Below are 19,292 nucleotides of genomic sequence, written 5' to 3' on the forward strand. Positions count from 1 at the left end.
ATCTAAAATTGATAAGCGGAAAGAGCCCTATAGATTAAAGTTTTACTTTATCGGATTCACTTTTATTTATCTGAATTTTCCGTTACTATTTTAAGTATCCGTGAACAATTTCCTTTATTACGACAAGAAGAGACGGTAGATTCATGGACATTACAAGGGGGCTTATTATATGAAAGTGAAAGCAAAAACATATTTAAGTATAGAAGAGATTATTTCATTACCAACCGTATCAAGTACAAACATAAGTGATGATGGTAAAAACGTAGCATTTGTTAAGAAGACGGCTGATTGGAAAGACAATACATATAGGAATCATGTATGGATATATGAAAAAGATAAGAAGCAGAGTTACCCATTATCAAATGGGGATATAGATAGTACACACCCATTATGGTCTCCAGATGCTAGGTGTATCGCATATCTTAGTCCAGTTGGTGATGGGGAAAATCAGATATTTGTTAAGTCGCTAGATGATTATAGCGAAGTTCAAATTACTGATGAGAAAGAAGGAGTCAGTACATTCGAATGGGGGCCTACTGGCAAGGAGCTTTATTATGTTACGCAGTCAAAAGAATGTGAGGAGATAAAGAAACGTAAGGACCTATATGGAGATTTTCAACATATTGGTAAGGAACACCAGAATAATTGTTTATATTACATTGAAATAGAAAAGGTGATACAAAGTGATACAGATGAACACGAGAACAGAGTTGTTTATCAATTAACGGATGGTAAGGATTTTCATATCCATGAATTTGATATTTCAAATGATGGTAAAAAGGTTGTATTTATGGCGACACCAAGCTCAAATATGGCAGATTATATAAATGGAGATCTATACATACTCCATATTAAAGCTGGAGAGCTACAAAAGCTAAATGTGGATAAATTGTTGGGAGGGAGTGTTTGCTTTTCTCCTGACGGCAGTAAAATATGTTACACAGCAAGCATAAGAGAGAAGGATTACTATAGAAACCATATACAAGATAGTACGTTAGAGATATATGATATAAATACCGGAGAGGTAATTCAACCTGTAACAGATTTTGATAGTACGGTTATGCCATTACAGTGGACAGCTAAAGGGATTTTAATTAGGTGGCAGAATAAAACGAATTATCTTATTGGATTGCTAGCCGAAGATGGCACTGTGGAAATATTAAGCGAAAAAGTAGATGGCTTTATAATGGATGCTTCTATAACAAAGGATGGAAATCATATAACCTATAATAAGGCTATAACAAATGAAACCTTTGAAATCTATTTAGACGATAAAAAAATAACGGATGAAAATAGCTTTTTCAAAGGGAAACTTAAAAGTAACAGGGAAATCATCTCATGGAAAAGTAGTGATGGTCTTGAAATAGAAGGTGTTTTATCAACGCCAGTAGAGTTTGACACTAATAAAAAATATCCTTTATTAGTAGTAATTCACGGTGGTCCGGCTTGGGCATCTTTTCCGATATTTTCAGACTGCTTCAATGAGAAATATCCGATTGAACAGTTTGTTGAAAAAGGCTTTATCGTTTTAGAGCCAAATTACAGAGGAAGTTCAGGTTATGGTAATGAATTTTTAAAAGCTAACTATAGAAAACAGGGGATTGCTGACTACGACGATGTTATATCAGGAGTTGATAAACTAGTTGATCAAGGGATAGTAGATAAAGATAGAGTAGGAGTTATGGGATGGAGCAACGGTGGATATGTATCAGCTTTCTGTTCTACATTTAGTAGCAGGTTTAAAGCTATTTCAGTTGGCGGTGGAATAACTAACTGGAGTACCCATTACGTAAATACAGATATACCTTACTTTATTAGAATGTATTTAGGAAATACTCCATGGAATGATCCAGATATATATACGAAGACATCACCTATGACGTATATTAAATCAGCTTGTACGCCTACCTTAATTCAACATGGGGAAAAGGATGCAAGAATTCCAATTACAAATGCATATGATCTATATCAAGGATTAATGGATATGGAAGTTGATACAGAATTAATTATATTTAAAGGAATGGCATATAGTTCTGACCAACCAGGAGTTCATGTGGCTATTATGAAGCAGAACTTGAGGTGGTTTTCACACTATATGCTTGAAGAGAGTATGGAGGGTTTTAGGACTTTGTAATAGATGTTTGTACAAGATATATGATCGAAACGGTCTTCATATTGAGATGATTTATTATAAAATATATACTTAAACTACTATCAGTACATATATCAGGGAGGACTAATATGACAGGAAATAAAAATGACTTATTAGTAGAAAAACGTGAAGAGTTATTGAAAGTATTGCAAGCTCGTTTTGAGAAAAACATGAACCGCCATGAAGGTCTTGAATGGGCTAAAGTTGAAGCGAAGATAGAAGCTAATGCTGAAAAATTATGGTCACTTAACGAAATGGAAGTAACTGGTGGTGAGCCGGATGTTATTGGTTATGATGAAGAAAAGGACGAATATACTTTCTATGATTGTTCAAAGGAGAGTCCTAAAGGCCGCAGAAGTCTTTGTTATGATCTTGAAGCGTTAGAATCAAGAAAAAAGCATAAACCAGAAAATAACGCTATTGATGTTGCCAATGCTATGGGCATTGAACTATTAACGGAAGAACAATATCGGGAATTGCAACAACTTGGAGATTTTGATATGAAATCATCGAGTTGGGTACAAACACCTTCAGATATTAGAGAGCTTGGTGGTGCTCTATTTTGCGATTATCGCTTTGGACATGTTTTCGTGTACCACAATGGAGCAGACTCTTACTATGCTGCCAGAGGTTTTCGTGGTTCGTTAAAAGTTTAAATTAGGATAAATAAGAAAAAGAGCCTATATTCAGGCTCTTTTTCTTATTTATATTTTAAAAGTAAATTCTTACTACGCAGTTTTACTTAATTTATATATTCCGTGGTTGTTTTTACGGAAAAGTTTAGGGAAAACATAGCCATCTAATCCAATACGTCCAGCGTTCTGCCCTGCAACTAAAATGAACATAGTCAAAATAAGCAGGTTTGGGTTTACACTAACAGTTCCGCTTAATAAAAATGAAAGATTCATTATGATTCCGAAAAATGCAGCTGTTTTTGTTAATCCGCCTAAAATTAAACCTAGACCTACTAAAATTTCTCCCCATTGAACTAAAAAGCTAAATAGGTCTGCGTTTGGAAGGACAAAATGTTGAAGGAAATCTGCCCACCAACTTTGTACTGCAGGGTGGTCCCCTGATGCTTGAGCAATAGCACCCTTTAGAAAGCCACTTGCGTCAAAAGATTGTCCGAAGACTTTGCCTATCCCAGCAGCGAACCATGTATATCCTATGTAAAGCCGTAAAAGTAATAATATGAAAGTAGCACGTTTATCAGTTCTTAAAAAATTGATAACCATTGAAATCCCTCCAATATTGTATTTACACGTTTATTATATATCCAATGTGAAAAGATTCACAATGGAGAGAATGTGAACAAGGATAGGTTGTGAATAATTGTTTTATTTTTTGTAACATTTTATCTGCTTTGATAAACTAAGAATAGAGATATATGTAAAGGAGACAAAGACTCAATATGTGGATGAACTTGTAATGATTAGAAACTACTAGATAGATAAATTTTGCTCTCATAAGCGAAGGTTTATTTAGTTATCTGTAAATCATTCAAGGAATGCATATTTGGCTTGTACATCCCTTTTATAAGGATAGGTGTCTATTTTATGTATCTGTCTTTTTTGTGGGAAAGTTTATATCTCTTATATAAAATATGCGTCCTTTAAACTTGGAGGAGTATATGATGAACCAATTAAAAAATAAAGTAGCAGTTATTACAGGGGTAAGTCGTCTAGATGGTATAGGGGCAGCGATTTGTAAAGAATTAGCTGAATCAGGATACGATATATTTTTTACGTATTGGACAGCTTACGATAAAGAGATGCCTTGGGGCGTTGATAAAAATGAACAAATACAATTAAAAGAAGAGTTACTAAAAAACGGTGTTAAAGTATCAAGTATGGAGTTAGATTTAACTCAGAATGATGCACCAAAAGAGCTTATAAATAAAGTTACTGAACAATTAGGGTACCCTCATATATTAATTAATAATGCAGCATATTCTACGAATAATGATTTCTCTACGTTGACTGTTGAAGAATTAGATAAGCATTATATGGTAAATGTTCGTGCGACTACATTGCTCAGTAGTCAATTTTCTCGGGGATTTGATAAGAAATCTGGTGGTAGAATTGTTAATATTACTTCGGGGCAATTTCAAGGTCCTATGGCAGGAGAACTAGCTTATGCGACAACGAAGGGAGCTATTGATGCTCTTACTAGTACGTTGTCAGCAGAGGTAGCTCATTTAGGAATAACAGTGAATGCAATTAATCCAGGACCAACCGATACAGGATGGATGACTGAAGAGATAAAACAAGGGTTAAAGCCGATGTTTCCTTTTGGCAGAATTGGTGAGCCAAGGGATGCAGCTAGACTCATTAAATTTCTAGTAAGTGAAGAAGCCGAGTGGATTACTGGGCAAGTTATTCATTCAGAAGGTGGATTTAAAAGATAAAAAAGAAGGCATCTCACCAGGGTGAGATGCCTTCTTTTTTAATCTTTCTTCAATCTTCGTGCAACACCATTCCCTAAAGACTGTAATCCTTGAACGAGGATAATTAAAATAAAGACAGTTGCATACATTACTTCAGGCTCGTAGCGTAAATGTCCGAAGCGGTATGCTAAATCCCCTAGCCCGCCAGCACCTACAAGGCCAGCCATTGCTGTTGCGCCGATTAAGCCGATCGTTGCGATTGTTAATCCGAGTACAAGGGAGGGACGTGCTTCTTTCACCATAACGTGCCAAATGATTTTTATAGTAGAAACGCCCATCGCTTGGTAGGCTTCAATGACACCGCGATCGACTTCTAGTAAAGCTGTCTCCATTAAACGTGCGATATAAGGGGCTGTGAAGACGACAAGCGGTACGATAACACCTTGCACGCCAATGGACGTTCCCATTAGAAACTTTGTAAAAGGTAAGATGAAGAATAATAGAATGATAAATGGAAGAGAGCGAATGATATTAATAATTGTATTAAGAATAGGATAGATGATTTTATTTTCACGTTGCCCACCAGGTCTCGTTAAAACAAGTGTGACGCCAAGTGGCAGTGCAATAAGGATCGAGATGAGTAATGAAATAGATGTCATTTGAAATGTTTGGATTGTTGCTTCCCATATGACTTTACCCCATTCATCCAAAAAGGACTTGTTTCCCATAGTCTGTTCTACCTCCTTCTACGATGATTCCTTGCCCTTGTAAAAATGATAAAACACGGTGGATTTCATTTTGTTCCCCTTGCATATGAACGACTAGTTTCCCATATGTTTCATGTTTTAACTGCGTAATATTACCGGATAAAATATTCGGATACACTTGGAAACGTTTTGTGGCAACGGCTAAGGCAGGTTCCCCTGAAGTAGTGCCAATAAATGAAAGTGTTACAATTTCTCCAGTACTTTGTAGTTCTTTCTGTACCTCTTCTGGAATTTTCGCTGCAAATGCGCTATTTACAAATTTCTTCGTTGTTACATGTTGTGGGTTTGTGAAAATATCTTTTACAGTCCCACTTTCGACTACAGATCCATGTTCCATAACAGCAACGCGGTCACATATACGCTGGATGACATTCATTTCATGTGTAATGAGTAAAATCGTAATTCCGATTTCTTCGTTAATCTTTAATAACAAATCAAGGATAGAATCGGTTGTTTCGGGATCTAATGCGCTCGTTGCTTCATCACTTAATAACACTTCAGGTTCATGTGATAGCGCACGAGCAATTGCAACACGCTGTTTTTGACCACCAGAAAGTTCGCTTGGATACGCATCTTTTCGATTAAAAAGATCGACAATGCGTAAATACTTTTCTACTCTTTTTTCAATTTCTGCTTTTGGAATGCCAGCAAGCCGTAACGGTAATGCGATATTTTCATAAACGGTAACAGTTTTAAGTAAATTGAATCCTTGGAAGATCATTCCGATTCTTTGTCTCGCTTTTGCTAGTTCTTTTGTCGATAATGTTGTTAAGTCTTGTTGGTTTACAATGATATTTCCTGTCGTTGGTTTTTCTAATAAATTTACACATCGAATCAATGTACTTTTACCAGCGCCACTATACCCAATGATTCCAAATACCTCGCCTTTTTCTACTTTAAGGGAAGTAGACTTAAGAGCCTCAACATTCCCTTTTTTTGTTGTAAATACTTTGGATATGTTTTGTAATTCAATCATTATCGTCAGCTCCTACCAAGATGGTAAAACTGAACCATCAAATTTTTTCTCGATAAACTCTTTTACTTCCTTAGACTGATAAGCTTTCTTTAATTTATTTACAACGGCATCATCTTTATTTTCAGTACGAACAACGACCCAGTTCACATATGGTGAATCTTTTCCTTCGCGGAAGATAGAATCTTTCGCTGGACTTAATTTTGCACCTAATGCAAAGTTTGTGTTAATAGCAGCTGCTTTCACTTCACTTAGTTGTGTTGGTAATTGAGATGCCTCTAATTCGACAATCTTTAATTTTTTTGGATTTTCAATTACATCTTTTGCAGTCGCTTTTTCTGTAGCCTTCGGATCAACTTTTAAAACCCCTGCTTTTTCAAATAATTTTAAAGCTCGAAGTTCATTCGTTGGGTCATTTGGTACAGCAATTGCGTCGCCCTCTTTTAAGTCTTTTACATCTTTTATATCTTTAGAATATACGCCCATAGGGAATGTTACTGTTGAAAATACTTCAGCTAATTTCATATTGCGTTCAGCTTTAAATACATCTAAATACGATTTCGTTTGGTAGCTATTTACATCAAGGCTTTTTTCATCTAAAGATACGTTTGGCGCTACATAATCATTAAATACTTTTATATCAATTTCGAGACCATCTTTTGCTGCAACTTCTTTTACCTTTTCAAAAATTTGTTCATGTGGTCCACCTGTTACACCGATAGTAATCTTTTTCTCGTCTAATGCTTTTACCTCTTTATCTGAACTCACGCTACATGCGCCTAATAATAATACTGCTCCGCTTACAATGCTTAATAATACCTTTTTCATCTATAAATCCCCCTTCATATACGTTCCAAAATAAAAAGCACCTCCCAAAAATAAGAGAGGTGCCGAATAGACGAAATAGATTCCTCTCTTATCTTCCAAAACGAAAACTCGTTTTGCAGGAATTAGCACCTTAGCTTATACGTCATAAGCTCGGTTGCCGGGCATCATCGGGCCAGTCCCTCCGCCACTCTTGATAAGAGTATGTGTATGTAGTTTTGAATATGGTACTAATAGTAAATCTTACAAAAAGAATTGTCAATAATATTTTCAGAATATATTTTACTTTAAGGTAATCGAAACGTTCCCCTTTTTATGTCCTTTTTCTACATATATATGAGCTTCAGCAATTTCTTCTAATCGGTAAGTTCTATCAATAACAGGTTTTAGCTTTTCTGTTTCAGCTAGTTGTTTTAGCAGGTTCATATCTTCTTTACTGACCTTTGCCATCATTCCGTTCACAGATACATATTTTCCATTAGGCATTAATGCATCTGTACAAAGAGACTTTTTATATTTTCCAACTGCATCAAATATAATATCGTAGTGCTCGCCCCGCTTAGTAAAATCTTCTTTCATATAATCAATTACGTTGTCTGCCCCTAAAGTTGTTACTAAATCGAAATTCGAACTACTACAAATGGCTGTGACAGTCGCCCCGAAGTATTTAGCAAGTTGTATGGCAGCTGTCCCTACTGACCCAGAGGCGCCATATATAAGTACTCGTTGCCCTTTTTTTATCTGTCCTTTTCTAAGGAAGTGCAATGCTGAAGTTCCGCCGAAAGGAATAACGGCAGCTTCTTCATATGTCACATTGGTAGGTTTTAATGCTATTAATCCACTTTCATGCACGCATGTGTATTCCGCATAACCACCAAGGTTTAGTTCTGTTAATGCAAAAACTTGATCTCCTTTTTTAAATTGTGTTACATCTGTTCCAATGTCTTCAATTTCACCGGATAACTCTACGCCAAGTATAGGTTTTCTCGGTTTTCTGAAACCTAATATGATCCGCATAGGAATCCAAAATAAGAGTGGGCTATTAAAGCCACGTATTCTACAATCTCCAGTCGATACACTTGTTGCGTGAATTTTAACTAATACTTCATTTTTTTTAGGTTTAGGCTTTTCTACATTTTGAAGCTGGAGAACATTAGGTGGTCCGTACTTTGTACAAATAATCGCTTTCATAATGACCTCCTGAAATGAGTTGTTATTATTTACATCATATTTAAACTTTTTCTCAAACATGTTGTTATATAGGAAATAAATTTAAAGATAAATATTACGAATTATATAGATTTCATAGGAAAAGAGATGATATTATTTTTGGGAAGGAGGGGACGTTATGAAAAAACTTATTTTAATTTCAAGTTTAGTACTTGCAGTCGGTCTAGGAGTAGGGTGTAGTAATGAGAAAACAAAAAAGACTGACGAACCGAAAAAAGAAGCTGTGCAGAAAGAAAAGGAATTAACAGCGAAGGATGTTTTTAATAAAGCGAATGAAGCTTTTAAAAACGAAGAAAATGTAACGATGACATATGATGTGGGAATAAAGGCTGAAGGAACAGAGATGAATGTAATAAAGGCTAAAATGCAACTAGAGCCGAAGAAAAAAAATTCTCGTTCTGAAATGAATGTTTCTGGTACAGAGGTTGTTGTTTATGATGTGGGTGGCAAAATTGCTGGTCAGTTAAAAAATCCTAATACGGGTGAAATTATGTCTGTACCAGAGGAACAATTGAATGCTAACGGAATGAACGCGACTCAAGGAATGGTAGATAATTTAGAGATTCCATCGGAAATTTTAAATAAAGTGAAGATGGAGAAAAGTGGAGATAATTATAAGCTGAAGTTTGCATTAAAAGGGCAAGAGACAGAGAGTATGTTAGCTAGTATGGATGAAAAGCAGAAACAAATGCTACAAGGCCAAAATGCAAAGATAGAAGAAATAGATGGGGAATATATTATTACAAAAGATTTTAAATATGAATCAGCAAAGATAGATATGGTTATGAGTAGCAATGGTGAGGATAAAGCGCACATTATTACGGATGCAAAGTTTACATCGTATGATAAATTTGATCCAATACAATTGCCAGCAGCAAAGTAATCATTGTCAAGAGAGGTACCTGAAAGAACGGGTATCTCTTTTTGTTGCTAATAAGGAGAGTGTCCTTTGAAAAAAAGAAAGATAGCAGCGGTCATTGTCGCATATACGGTTTTGCTTGCAACGTCTGTACATACGTATAAAAAACAAATTGATCATCCTATTATGAGTGATGTAGGTAAATTGCTTCCGACAAAAATAAAACGTGTTGAAGGTGCTACGGAAGAGCACTCGTTAATAAAATTAGTGCGAGATGCAAAAGTTTCAGGAGAGAAAATTTCCATTGCAGGCATGCAACATAGCCAAGGAGGACAGACATATTATCCGAATGGCACGATGCTCGATATGAAAGGATATAATAAAATATTAGAATTTGATCCAGAGAAGAAGCGGATTACAGTTCAAAGTGGTGTCACCTGGAATGATATTCAGAAGAAAATAAATCCTTATGGCCTTGCGGTACAGGTCATGCAGTCTCAAAATATTTTTACTGTTGGCGGTTCATTAAGTGTAAATGTACACGGGCGTGATATTCGTCATGAGGCACTGATTGATACAGTAGATTCATTTAGATTGTTAATGGCAGATGGCACGGTACGTAATGTAAGTAGAGAAGAAAATGCAGAGTTATTTCCATATGTCATTGGGGGTTACGGTTTATTTGGAGTTATTTTAGATGTGACGCTGAAGTTAACAGATGATGAATTATATGAAATGCACACGAGAATGATAGATTATAAAGAATACGCATCTTATTTCAAAGAGAAAGTGAAAAGAGATGAGAATGTTCGTATGCACTTAGCGCGTATTTCTGTTGCTCCAAATTCATTTTTAAAAGAGATGTATGTGACAGATTATACTTTGGCACAAAATCAAAATATGAGAGAAGAGTACAGTGAATTAAAGGAAGAAAATATTATAGCTGCACCGAAATTTTTACTTGGTTTATCACGTTATAGTGATTGGGGAAAGAATACATTTTGGGATATACAAAGAGGTTATTTTGAACGTACAGATGGAAATTATGAGACGCGTAATAATGTTATGAGATCAGATAGTGCTTTTATGGAATATGAAAATCCAAATAGGACCGAAGTGTTACAAGAATACTTTGTGCCTATAGATGCTTTCACAGAGTATATAGATGATTTACGTAACGTATTAAATGAAGAAGAGTTTAATTTACTCAACATTACGATTCGTTACGTGGAAAAGAATGAAAATGCAGTTTTGTCCTATGCGAAAGATGATATGTTTGCGCTGGTTCTTTTGATTAACCAGGGACGCTCAGAGAGTGAGATAAAGAAAACAGAGGATGTCATTCGAAAGATGATTGATGTTACTTTAAAGCATAATGGTAGTTACTATTTGCCGTATTATTCTTATCCAACGAAAGAGCAGTTAAAGAGGGCATATCCTCGCATTGAAGAATTTCTCAAGAAAAAGAAGGAAGTAGATTCAGAAGAGAGATTTGTGAATTTATTTTATAGGGAGTATACGAAATGACATATAGAAGATTTGTGGCTTCGCAAAGTATCATCATGATGGCAGGAAGTATGGTATTTCCTTTTTATATATTATTGCTTCGAAACGTTGGAAATAGCTTCTCGCAATTTGGCTGGGCGTATGGCTTATTTGCTTTAACATCAGCACTTGTATATCCACTAGTGGGAAAGGTATCTGATCAAGTAGGGGATAAAAAATTATTAATCATATACGCTTGGTCCATGGCAATCTTAATGCTTTGCTTTCCAATTGCCACGGAAGTTTGGCATGTGTATATTCTTCAAATTGTAATGGGCGTTTTAGGTGCTGTGCAGCGTAATACTGAGAAGACTTCGTTAGCACGAAAGGTTGCGCAGGAAAAGGCTGGTTATGAGATTGGAAAATACCATGTGTGGACATCCATTGGCGGAGCAGTAGCGGTTATTGCCACGGGATATTTAGTAGATTTCTTTACAATTGGTACAATTTTTTATATTGCATCTATTTTATATGTAGTGAGCGGGATTGTATTAAGTAGTAAAAAAATATAACTATTCCTATTTTCACCTTAATACCCTTTATTTGTTATACTAAAAGGGAATACAAAAGAAAAGGGGACAGTGCCTTTGATGAAATTTGTAGTTTTAGCTATTCTTACTTTGTTTTTGATTCCATGGACAAGAAGTAGTAGTAAGCTTCGAGCAGTGGATAAGAAGGGAGATAAGAAGGTTGTAAAGGGTAAGAAATCATCTATTTTAGTTATTCCTGTTTTATTTTGGATAGGTATTGCAATCTATGAATACTTTTGGCTAATTGATGATCGAGTAGATTCGATTCTTACTCATTATTCTGTTGCAGTAGCAATTTTAATTGGGCTTGTTTTATTTTCACAAGATCAAATAGGGAAATTAGAAGGTACATTAAAAGGACTTCTAATGTTTATTTTACTCGCAAGTTACGGCTACTTTGGTTATTTGCACGATATAGTAATCTCGCAAAAGAAATATGATTCTGTTGTTAAGGTAGAGAAAGATATTTCAGAGCCATTTACTGAAAATGACCAGCCGTTTACAGTGCCGCCAAAGACAGCGGAGAATAAGATGAAAAAAGTATTTGGTGATATTCCAAAAGTAGCTTATTTTGAGCTAGGAGAATTAACGCCACAAATGGTAAACGGCGAAGCTTTATATGTAGCGCCGATTGAAGTTTCAGGTTTTTTTAAAGCACGTAAAGCTGAGACAATTCCAGGGTATGTAACGATGTCAGGTACGAATCCTGATGCGGAAGCGAAACTGCACCTCGGTTATAAAATGAAATATGTGCCAAGCATGTTTTTTGGTAATAATTTAGAGCGTGTGGTAAGGCAAGCAGAACCAAATTTAATCTTTAAAGGAAAACCTAAATTTGAGGTTGATGATAAAGGAAAACCATATTATACAATGACGTATGGTGAATTTATTTCAGGAAGATCTGGATTTGAGGTAGAAGGTGTTGTCGTAGTAGATGCACAAACAGGTGAAGTGAAAAGATATGATAAAGGAAAGGCACCTAAATTTGTTGATGGTGTATTAAATCATGAGACTGCATCTACGTTAAATACGTACTTTGGTAAATATATTCACGGATTTTGGAATACGAAATTTTCACAAACAGATATGAAAATTCCGACTGAGTGGGGAACGAAAGAAGGCGTGACCCCGATTTTTGGTAAAGATGGAACACTGTATTATTTTACAGACTTTACTTCTCCAAAAGAAGGAGTAGATTCAGCTCTAGGCTATTCATTAGTAGATGCACGCACAGGCAAGCTATATTATTATAATGGAAAAGAAGTAAAGGGGATTATGGATGGTTCAGCAGCTACAGAAGTAGTGGATAATTCCTTTAAGAGAGAGAAATGGCATGGGACAATGCCTGTCATTTATAACGTATACGGTAAACCAGCTTGGATTATTCCGGTTGTTGATGACGGAGGCCTAGTACGTGCGCATACAGTTGTATATGCTGCTAATGCAAAAATATTTGCGACAGGTTCTTCGCAGAAAGAAGCGCTTGAGAATTATAAAAACGTAATGAGCGGTAATGGTGATACATTTAGACCAACCTCAACAGGAAAAGAAGCGCAAAAAGAAGGTATTGTACAACGTGTATATAAAGAAAAATCTGGTGAAAATACAATCGTGTACGTACTTTTAGAGAATGAACAAAAGGTATTTATGATACCAGTGAAGAAATTTCCATATGCTATGTTTACAGAAGTAGGAGATCCAATTCAAATTACATATTTAGATACGGGAGAGACGATGGCCTCGGTATCTAAATTTACGAATAGCAATGTGAAAAAGTAAAGCGGTAGAATTTCTATCGCTTTTTTTACATTATGAAAGAGGAAAATGCACTGTACTTGACGTATGTTTATGATGTAACTATAATTGTTACGATTCAGTGTGTATAGGAAAGGGTGAATTGAAAAAGTGAATGAAGTTAATCACGAAATATATAAACCTGTAAAGGCAAACAGGTTGTGGATGATTCTTGTATTAGGGACACTTACGGCAATTGGGCCATTATCTATTGATATGTATTTGCCTTCATTACCGAAGTTAACGGATGACTTGCAAACAGGTGCATCCCTAGCGCAGCTTACATTAACAGCTTGTTTACTTGGGCTTTCAGTAGGGCAATTATTTGTTGGCTCAATTAGTGATATTTACGGAAGACGCAAACCACTTATTATTGCTCTTATTATTTATGTTGCTTCTTCTTTACTTTGTGCTGTTGCGCCATCTATTTGGACATTAGTATTATTGCGCTTCCTACAAGGAGCTTCAGGATCAGCCGGGATTGTTATATCACGTGCGATGGTAAGAGATATGTACTCAGGTTCTGAAATGACGAAGTTTTTCTCACTGCTTATGTTAGTAAACGGAGCAGCACCTATTTTGGCACCGATTATTGGGGGGCAATTGTTACAGTTTACAACGTGGCGCGGTGTTTTCATCGTTCTTGGAGCAATTAGCGTATTCATGTTAATCTCAGCTACTTTTGTATTACGTGAAACATTACCTCCTGAAGAAAGAGAAACGGGTGGTTTGTCAGGGACTTTGGCGACGTACGGAAAATTGTTAAAGGACCGTCTGTTTATGGGATATGCATTGTCACAAGGATTAGTAACAGCGGCAATGTTTGCATACATTTCGGGCTCACCATTTGTGTTGCAGAACATATACGGAGCATCACCACAGCAATTTAGTTTATTCTTTGCGATTAACGGCATCGGTATTATTATTGCTAGTCAGGTAACGGGTCGTTTAGCGGGGAAAGTGAATGAGAAGACATTATTTGTTGCGGGTATTATTATCGCAGCTGTTGGTGGTCTATCTTTACTACTGACAATCGTACTAGGAATAGGTTTAATTGGTGTTTTATGTTCGTTATTCCTTGTTGTATCAAGTGTCGGGGTTGTATCAACAACTGGGTTCTCATTAGCGATGAGAAATCAGAAACAAGCTGCAGGAACAGCATCAGCTTTATTAGGTTTATTACAGTTTATTTCAGGAGCTCTTGTTGCTCCGCTAGTAGGTATCGGTGGAAGTAATACAGCATTACCGATGGGTATTGTTATTGCGCTTTGTGAAGTAGGAGCAGTGTTATGTTATCTATTTATGGCCAGAAGAAGTGAGAAACAGTTTGAACTGCAACAAAAACAAAATCTAGAGGCTTAACAAAAAAGAACTGATTCAAAGGGAATGTTTGAATCAGTTCTTTTTTCATTTCTTTGAAATACCTCATACAGTTTTGTAAGGTGATGTAGTAAAGCATTGCAAAAATTATTTGTATAAAGTGACGATACTGTGACAAACATGTTGGTATATATATTACGGTGTCGTCTTAAGTGTAAAAAGTAGGATGTTCTCGGTATAATAACAAGTGGAGATAAAAGAAACTATAATGAGTAATAGTTGTAGATAAAAGGAGAAGAAGAGATGAAGAAGGTTTTGGGTATTGCCGTAATGGGAGGAATGCTCCTTCTAGCAGGATGTAATGGAAATAAAGATACGAAAGAACCGAAAGAAAAGGTAGAGCAATCTACAGAACAAACAGAAGAGATGAAAGAATACCGTGCAGTACATGAAAAATACGATATGAAAATGAATAAAGAAATTAATAAAGCACTGCAGTTATTTGAAGTAGCAAAAGAAAAGGGCGGTAAGGAAATAACGACTGCTACATATAAAGAAGATGTGCAAAAGGTAACAACGAGCATGTTAGAAGATATTGATCATATACGTAAAGAAATTCGTGTGCCGAAGTCGAAAGAGCAAGAACATGAAGTATATGTTGGTTTCTTGAATGAATCGGAGCAAGCAATGAAAAAATTACAGAAGTTAGCTAAAGAAGAAGATTCATCGTTGATTCGTGATATAGAAATTAATTTTGCAACAGCATCAACATACTATAAACGTTTTCAAGCAGAAATGAAAAAATAACCTTGCCTGTGCAAGGTTATTTTTTCTTCTTACTACCGCCTACTTCTTTATTTTATTTCTCTTTTGTATTCTTTTTTCGTTCCATCAGAGAAGACAACTTCTAAATCAAATTTTTGATAGTCTTTATCAAGTTTGAACACGTTCACTACTTGATCGATTACTTCTTGGTCAGCAGTATTTTTATCAAATTTTAATTCTTGTAAGAGTGGGCTTAATTTTGTGATAGCCTCGTCTCCTGTTAATTTTACATCTGCTTTATGATCTTCAATTTTTGCTTCCATTTTCTTATCAGCTGCTACATTTTTATAGTCTGCTTCGTAGTCTTTCTTTGTATCTTGGTAGTCTGCCTTTAAATCGAATTCATTGAAGTTTAGTTTTAAATCTGCAGGAGCCTCATTTTTTGCTTCTTCAGTCGTCTTTTTATTAGAAGTTGTGTCTTCTTTTGCAGGAGCTTTACATCCTGTTAATGCAGGTACTAGCATAAGAGCTAATAAAACTGATAGTAGAATTCTCATTATAAATTCCTCCTTATGTAAATTCGTTCTATACAAGTTTTTCCCAAAAACATGTAATTATGTATGTGTTGAAAATAAATTATTATTCTGTAGTTGCAAGGGCTAATCCGCAATTTAAATCAAAAAAGATTTGTATGTATATGGTAAATTGAAGTTGTGAGGAGGGGCTAAAATGCATGAAGAATATAAAGAGATAATAAAAAAATCAATTGAATATATAGAGAATCACTTACATGAGGAGCTTACAACAGAAAGAGTGGCATCTCACAGTGCAGTATCGATGTACCATTTTCATCGCATCTTTCAAAGATATGTTGGGATGAGTGTAACAGATTATATTCGAAAGAGAAGGTTAACTCATGCTGCGCAAGTTTTAGTGTCAACGGAGAGAGCTGTTATTGATATTGCAGTGCAATACGGTTTTTCCTCACAAGAGGCATTTACGAGAGCTTTTAAAAGAATGTTTCAATTGCCACCAAAGAAATATCGAAAGTACTTTCAGTCATTTTATATAGAAAGAGAGGGTGTTTCAATGCAAAAAGGTATACCGAAAGGATGGATCTTAAGTGGAAGTCATCCTGCTGAATATGAGATGGGTTTAGATTATGAAGTTGTCCATCAGGGGAAAGTATCTGCATACATAAAAGCAAAAGAGAATGTTACGCACGGAGGATTTTCAACACTAATGCAAATGTTCCGAGCGGATAAATATGTAGGAAAGAGATTACGTTTTACAGCATTTATTAAGAGTGAAAATGTAAGAGATTGGGCAGGATTGTGGATGCGAGTAGATGGAAAAGATACAGAACCGCTCGCTATGGATAATATGCAAAATCGCCCCATTAAAAATACGAATAACTGGCAATCGTACTCGGTTGTATTAGATATAAAAGAAGAAGCACTTGGTATTGCATTTGGTGTTTTATTATCAGGAGAAGGTTGTGTGTGGCTAGATAGTATTCGATTTGATGAAGTAGATGAAAAAATTCCTTCAACAGATTTGGCAGAGAACTTTTATGAAACACTTTTAGAAGAGCCGGTGAATCTACAATTTGAAGAAGTAGAAAAATAAAAAACAAGGAGAAAAGATATGCTCAAATATGTAAAACTAATAAGTATTAGTTTAGTAATATCGTCTTGTATTATGGGAGTTAATTATTTAGTTAGCTATCTTTGGTCAGGGCATATACCTTCTTTGACGTGGAGAACATATTTGATGTTTGTGTTTATATGTATGATGAGTTTTGGTTCAATGCAAAAAGAAGGAAAAGAGGATTATTGACAATAGTCTTCTTCGCCTTTCTTTCATTAACACAAATGGTTGTAACTGTTTTTGGAGATGCAGGTATGATTTTCAATATCATCTCACTATCGTTACAACTTGTAAGTTTGGGTGTAATTGTACCACATGAAATGCTTTCTAAAACATATCAAACAATCGGTGAATTATTTCCTGCAATATATGCAGGAAATGGCTATTATACAATAATATTTGGAGGAGTTAGTTTAGAAAGAAATATTATTTCATTATTAGTTATTGTATTGGTTATACAATTAGTAGCAGGTATGATTTTAGCTATAAAAGGAATGGCAAAGGGAAGAGGAAGCTCTGTAGTTAAAGTTGTATAAAAGTAAAAAGGTATCCTTCATGGGATACCTTTTACTTTTGTTACTTTGCAACTTCTGTCCACTTGTAGTTAAACTCACCACCGAAGTCAGTTGTTACAAGTCCTTTAATGAAAGAGCGTTGTAAGTAAGAACGACCTTGTTGGTATAAAGGAGCGACAGCGCCGTCTTGTAATAGAATTTTTTCAGCTTGCTTCATTGCTTCAAAGCGTGCTTTTTCATCGCCAGCTAAATCTGTTTTCACTTTATGAATTAGCTCATCGTACTCTTTGTTAGAGTATTTATCGAAGTTATAAGCACTATCTGTTGTAAATAGATCTAAGAATGTAATTGGATCAGCGAAGTCAGGGCCCCAGCCGTCAATACCAATTTCATAGTCACCACTTAATAGTAGTTTTAGCTGTTGTTTACGTGGTTGTGGTTTTAAATTCACTGTTAATCCGTCTAAGTTCTTTTCTAATTCACCTTTTAAATATTCACCAGTCTTTTTAGCTAAAGCATTGTCACTTGTTAATAGTTCGATTGTTACTTTGTCAGTACCAAGTTCTTGTTTTGCTTTTTTCCAGTTTTCTTTCGCTGTTTTCACATCATCCTTGACTAGATTTCCATTTTCTTTACGGAAGTCGTTGCCTTCTGGGCTCTTTGCGAATTTCGCAGGAACCATTCCTTCAGCTGGAACAGCGCCGTTATTTAAAATTGTTTCTACGTAAGCTTTTTTATTCATTGCGCCGTTAATAGCAAGGCGTGCATGTTGATTTTTTAATGTTTCATTTTTTTGATTTAATCGTAAGAATTGAATGCCGACTTCAGCGCGTTCCTTGAAGTTTGGATCGCTCTTATATTTATCAACAAACTCTGCAGTTAAAGCAACACGATCAATTTGTCCTGAATCATATAAGTTCACTTCTGTAGACTTATCTTTAACGACATTGAAGTTGATTTCTTCTAATTTTACCGTTTTAGCATCCCAATAGTTAGGGTTTTTCTTCAATTGGAAGCTTTGTTCATGTTTCCAGTTCTCTAATGTGAAAGCACCGTTGTAAATTAAATGATTTGTTTCCAAACCATATTTATCACCTTGAGATTTTAAGTACTCTTCATTAATTGGTAAGAATGTTGAGAATGTCGTTAAGCTTAAGAAGTAGGGAACAGGACGGTCTAGTTGCACTTCTAACGTTTTGTCATCAACAGCTTTGACCCCTAGTTGATCAATTGGCAATTGTTTTTGGTTTATTTGTTTCGCATTCTTTATATCGAAGAATAAGAATGCGTATTCAGCTGCTGTATCAGGATTTACGGCACGTTGCCAAGCGAAGGCAAAGTCCTTTGCTGTAACAGGAGTACCGTTTGACCATTTTGAATCACGCAGATGGAATGTATATTTTGTTTTATCGGGACTAATGTCAACCGACTCAGCGACACCAGGAACCGGTTTATTATCTTCTCCCATTGCATATAACCCTTCAAAAACATTGCGCATTACGTTCATGGATTCCCCATCCGTTGCTTTTGCAACATCCATTGTTGGAATTTCTGAAGCGAATGATAAGTTAATTGCCTGTTTATCAGGTGCTTTATCGTTTGCTTTCGCTCCGCTTGCATTATCCTTATTTCCCCCGCAAGCAGTTAGTAATAGACTTGCCCCTAAAACAGATGCAACAACAGGTATAACTTTTTTCTTCATTGTTCGTTCCTCCCTAAATGTGTTGTTCGTAACGTCATAATGTCCATGTCTTGAAGTAGCTATAGAAGGAGATAAAACCTATTATAAATATTTGTTTATAGGTAATCAGGTGTTCTATATGTATATACATGTTGATCTATAATCTATCGTTATATGTTTCAACGTAGTAGACATTATATTTTGATGGTGAAATATTTCGTTTATTTGATTATTTAGAATATTAACACTGGAAAGAACTATATGTCAATAATAAAAATAGATTGTTAATTTCTTAGAATA

19 protein-coding genes and 1 riboswitch are annotated in these 19,292 nt (G+C 35.5%); of the genes, 12 read left to right on the top strand and 7 right to left on the bottom strand.

The features are described 5' to 3' along the window. Positions 1-169 precede the first annotated feature (169 nt). Positions 170-2,134, top strand: a complete 1,965-nt coding sequence (locus tag ACQGS6_RS06035) for a S9 family peptidase (protein WP_000864890.1) — start codon at positions 170-172, stop codon at positions 2,132-2,134. Between the two features lie 107 nt (positions 2,135-2,241). Further along, a complete protein-coding gene (locus tag ACQGS6_RS06040) occupies positions 2,242-2,808 on the top strand; it encodes a DUF4256 domain-containing protein (protein WP_000147389.1) in 567 nt (188 codons plus the stop codon). Between the two features lie 72 nt (positions 2,809-2,880). On the opposite strand, the gene ACQGS6_RS06045 is transcribed toward ACQGS6_RS06040, so the two are convergent. Next, positions 2,881-3,387: a DoxX family membrane protein gene (locus tag ACQGS6_RS06045; protein ID WP_000236358.1), complete on the bottom strand. Its 507-nt coding sequence runs from the start codon at positions 3,385-3,387 to the stop codon at positions 2,881-2,883. Positions 3,388-3,782: 395 nt separating this feature from the next. Between ACQGS6_RS06045 and ACQGS6_RS06050 the strand changes: the two genes are divergently transcribed. Further along, positions 3,783-4,559: an SDR family oxidoreductase gene (locus ACQGS6_RS06050; RefSeq protein ID WP_033668212.1), complete on the top strand. Its 777-nt coding sequence runs from the start codon at positions 3,783-3,785 to the stop codon at positions 4,557-4,559. Between the two features lie 38 nt (positions 4,560-4,597). On the opposite strand, the gene ACQGS6_RS06055 is transcribed toward ACQGS6_RS06050, so the two are convergent. The 4 genes from ACQGS6_RS06055 to ACQGS6_RS06070 all read right to left on the bottom strand — a co-directional run bounded on the left by ACQGS6_RS06055 (position 4,598) and on the right by ACQGS6_RS06070 (position 8,294). Further along, complete coding sequence (locus ACQGS6_RS06055) at positions 4,598-5,266, bottom strand: methionine ABC transporter permease (RefSeq protein ID WP_000527151.1); 669 nt, start codon at positions 5,264-5,266, stop codon at positions 4,598-4,600. Then, positions 5,241-6,281, bottom strand: a complete 1,041-nt coding sequence (locus ACQGS6_RS06060) for a methionine ABC transporter ATP-binding protein (RefSeq protein WP_000571622.1) — start codon at positions 6,279-6,281, stop codon at positions 5,241-5,243. The genes ACQGS6_RS06055 and ACQGS6_RS06060 overlap by 26 nt, the downstream gene beginning before the upstream one ends. A 12-nt stretch (positions 6,282-6,293) precedes the next feature. Beyond that, positions 6,294-7,106, bottom strand: a complete 813-nt coding sequence (locus tag ACQGS6_RS06065; protein ID WP_426964962.1) for a MetQ/NlpA family ABC transporter substrate-binding protein — start codon at positions 7,104-7,106, stop codon at positions 6,294-6,296. Between the two features lie 85 nt (positions 7,107-7,191). Next, positions 7,192-7,306, bottom strand: a riboswitch (SAM riboswitch). Positions 7,307-7,385: 79 nt separating this feature from the next. Continuing rightward, entirely contained in the window at positions 7,386-8,294 is a 909-nt protein-coding gene (locus ACQGS6_RS06070) for an NAD(P)-dependent alcohol dehydrogenase (RefSeq protein WP_000643864.1), read from the bottom strand. A gap of 157 nt (positions 8,295-8,451) precedes the next feature. On the opposite strand from ACQGS6_RS06070, the gene ACQGS6_RS06075 reads away from it, so the two are divergent. The 6 genes from ACQGS6_RS06075 (at position 8,452) to ACQGS6_RS06100 (ending at position 15,188) form a co-directional block, all read left to right on the top strand. Beyond that, positions 8,452-9,216, top strand: a complete 765-nt coding sequence (locus ACQGS6_RS06075) for a DUF6612 family protein (protein ID WP_000733612.1) — start codon at positions 8,452-8,454, stop codon at positions 9,214-9,216. Positions 9,217-9,282: 66 nt separating this feature from the next. Further along, entirely contained in the window at positions 9,283-10,719 is a 1,437-nt protein-coding gene (locus ACQGS6_RS06080) for an FAD-binding oxidoreductase (RefSeq protein ID WP_242785326.1), read from the top strand. Next, positions 10,716-11,249, top strand: coding sequence for an MFS transporter (locus tag ACQGS6_RS06085; protein WP_000222367.1), 534 nt, complete (start codon positions 10,716-10,718; stop codon positions 11,247-11,249). Before ACQGS6_RS06080 ends, ACQGS6_RS06085 begins: the two co-directional genes overlap by 4 nt. A gap of 78 nt (positions 11,250-11,327) precedes the next feature. After that, a complete protein-coding gene (locus tag ACQGS6_RS06090) occupies positions 11,328-13,046 on the top strand; it encodes a DUF3981 domain-containing protein (RefSeq protein WP_000674048.1) in 1,719 nt (572 codons plus the stop codon). A gap of 117 nt (positions 13,047-13,163) precedes the next feature. Further along, positions 13,164-14,423: a multidrug effflux MFS transporter gene (locus tag ACQGS6_RS06095; RefSeq protein ID WP_223153447.1), complete on the top strand. Its 1,260-nt coding sequence runs from the start codon at positions 13,164-13,166 to the stop codon at positions 14,421-14,423. A 261-nt stretch (positions 14,424-14,684) separates the two neighbouring features. Further along, the gene (locus ACQGS6_RS06100; protein ID WP_000756516.1) at positions 14,685-15,188 is read left to right on the top strand and encodes a hypothetical protein; all 504 of its coding nucleotides are present in this window, start codon (positions 14,685-14,687) and stop codon (positions 15,186-15,188) included. Between the two features lie 47 nt (positions 15,189-15,235). Here ACQGS6_RS06100 and ACQGS6_RS06105 read toward each other — a convergent pair whose 3' ends face one another. After that, positions 15,236-15,703, bottom strand: a complete 468-nt coding sequence (locus ACQGS6_RS06105; protein WP_001221553.1) for a YusW family protein — start codon at positions 15,701-15,703, stop codon at positions 15,236-15,238. A 172-nt stretch (positions 15,704-15,875) separates the two neighbouring features. Between ACQGS6_RS06105 and ACQGS6_RS06110 the strand changes: the two genes are divergently transcribed. The 3 genes from ACQGS6_RS06110 to ACQGS6_RS06120 are packed head-to-tail and all read left to right on the top strand — an operon-like array spanning position 15,876 to position 17,332. Beyond that, complete coding sequence (locus ACQGS6_RS06110) at positions 15,876-16,775, top strand: helix-turn-helix transcriptional regulator (RefSeq protein WP_000544203.1); 900 nt, start codon at positions 15,876-15,878, stop codon at positions 16,773-16,775. Positions 16,776-16,793: 18 nt separating this feature from the next. After that, positions 16,794-16,985, top strand: coding sequence for a hypothetical protein (locus ACQGS6_RS06115; protein WP_000922552.1), 192 nt, complete (start codon positions 16,794-16,796; stop codon positions 16,983-16,985). After that, a complete protein-coding gene (locus tag ACQGS6_RS06120) occupies positions 16,982-17,332 on the top strand; it encodes a hypothetical protein (RefSeq protein WP_000156941.1) in 351 nt (116 codons plus the stop codon). Before ACQGS6_RS06115 ends, ACQGS6_RS06120 begins: the two co-directional genes overlap by 4 nt. A 40-nt stretch (positions 17,333-17,372) precedes the next feature. Here ACQGS6_RS06120 and ACQGS6_RS06125 read toward each other — a convergent pair whose 3' ends face one another. Continuing rightward, positions 17,373-19,013 carry a peptide ABC transporter substrate-binding protein gene (locus tag ACQGS6_RS06125; protein ID WP_000730942.1) on the bottom strand — a complete coding sequence of 547 codons (1,641 nt, stop codon included), beginning with the start codon at positions 19,011-19,013 and terminating at the stop codon, positions 17,373-17,375. Positions 19,014-19,292: the final 279 nt, after the last annotated feature.

The sequence above is a fragment of the Bacillus sp. GMs2/2 genome (assembly GCF_050172095.1).
GTDB lineage: Bacteria > Bacillota > Bacilli > Bacillales > Bacillaceae_G > Bacillus_A > Bacillus_A cereus.